Origin of the sequence: Natronobiforma cellulositropha, from assembly GCF_025629245.1 — an archaeon.
Lineage (GTDB): Archaea > Halobacteriota > Halobacteria > Halobacteriales > Natrialbaceae > Natronobiforma > Natronobiforma cellulositropha.
Genome location: NZ_JANZXN010000037.1, coordinates 1 through 901, shown reverse-complemented (window position 1 = coordinate 901; position 901 = coordinate 1). Strand labels below are relative to the sequence as shown.

General features: G+C 64.8%; 1 protein-coding gene. It reads right to left on the bottom strand.

Features of this window, described 5'->3' with window-relative positions; translation table 11 throughout:
- Positions 1-901: hypothetical protein (locus N0B15_RS15425; RefSeq protein ID WP_263020612.1), on the bottom strand; the 901-nt coding region annotated here is incomplete at both ends.

Below are 901 nucleotides of genomic sequence, written 5' to 3'. Positions count from 1 at the left end.
GATGTCGATGTTCGAGATGCCGTGAGGTTCACTCACTGCGTTCTCGAAGGTCGCGTTGACCACCAGGCGGTCGTCTAAGGCGACCTCGGACGTCTCGAGGGTGTGACCGACCAGCTTCAGCGCTGCTCGAACCTCGACATCGCCGACGCGTTCACCCTCGACGCGGACCTCGTACGTTCCTTGCTCGACGCCAGCGTCGACCGAGACGACGACCGTCTCCCGGTCGCCTGGCTCGAGCGTGACGGTCTCGTGGTCGGTAACCAGTTCGCCGTGAACGCGCGTCCCGTTCGTGTCGTACAGTCCCACGTCGAGCTCGCCGAGGTCGTGGAACTCACCGACAGTGTTCTGGAGGGTCAGTTCCACCTCGACCGGGTCGTCGGGCGCAACCTGCTCTGTCTGGAGGTTCGTTCCCAGCAGGTCGAGCGGTTCGCGCAATTCCACGTAGCCCGCGTGGACGCCCTGCACGCGTAGTTCGACGATTCCCTGCTCGTCGAAGCCACCGCCGGTGTCGCCGTGGATCGTAAAGCCGGTCTCGACGGTCTCGCGCTCGCCCGGTTCAACCTCGAGGTTCGTGTACCGGTTGTCGACGCCCCCGATCAGCCGGTCGCCCTCGAGGTCGTACAACCCGATGTCGATGTTCGAAATGCCGCGGGCGTCGTTGACCACGTTCTCGAAGGTCGCGTTGACGACGACCCGGTCGTCGATGGCTACCTGGCTGGTGACGATGTCCGTCTCGACTACGTCGTGGGGGTCGCGCACGTCGACCATGCCGACCTCGACGCCGTTGATGCGAAGCTGATACTCGCCCTCGTCAGTTCCGCCGCCGGTGTCCTCGTAGACGGTGAAGCCGGTCTCGACCGTCTGGCGTTCGCCCGGCTCGAGGACCTCGTTCGTGTAGCGG